Below are 524 nucleotides of genomic sequence, written 5' to 3' on the forward strand. Positions count from 1 at the left end.
CGCACCAGTGAACTTCTGGTCGAGGAAGAACGCGCCGACTTCAGCCGAGAACGTCAGGTTCTTGACGGGAGTCCAACGGGTGACCACACCAACCTGGGCAAAGTTGAAGTCCGGGTTGCAGGAATAGTCTGCAGACACGACCTTGCCGAAGTTGAAACTCGCGCAGAACTGACCCTTGGCGGAGAGAATGTCGGTTGCACTGCCATTATACCGCACCGCACCGTAGCTACCCCAAAGGCTGGTCGACCAGTAGGGATCCCAGTTGTGGTTGAACGCACCACGGATACCATAGGCTTCGGTCAGCTTGAGGTCGCCGGTAGCCCCGCCGGTAAGAAACCCGGGCAGGAAAACCGCATCAGACGTTTGGCCAAAGCCAAGGCTCTGATACGCACCCGCGCGGCCCGTGTCGCCGAACATCGCGAAGTTCGGCGAGGCACCGCTCGTGGAGACCACGGCCTTGGTGTTGCCCTTCGCGTACGTTGCGTCGATCTTGATATCGTCGCCCGCACCGGTCGGGAGGTTCT

The 524-nt window shown here is 60.1% G+C and carries 1 protein-coding gene; it reads right to left on the reverse strand.

Annotation, left to right across the window (positions count from 1 at the left end; genetic code table 11):
* Window positions 1-524: porin (locus tag IVB22_RS42045; RefSeq protein ID WP_247520320.1), on the reverse strand; the 524-nt coding region annotated here is incomplete at both ends.

The organism is Bradyrhizobium sp. 190 (genome assembly GCF_023073415.1).
Classification (GTDB): Bacteria; Pseudomonadota; Alphaproteobacteria; order Rhizobiales; family Xanthobacteraceae; genus Bradyrhizobium.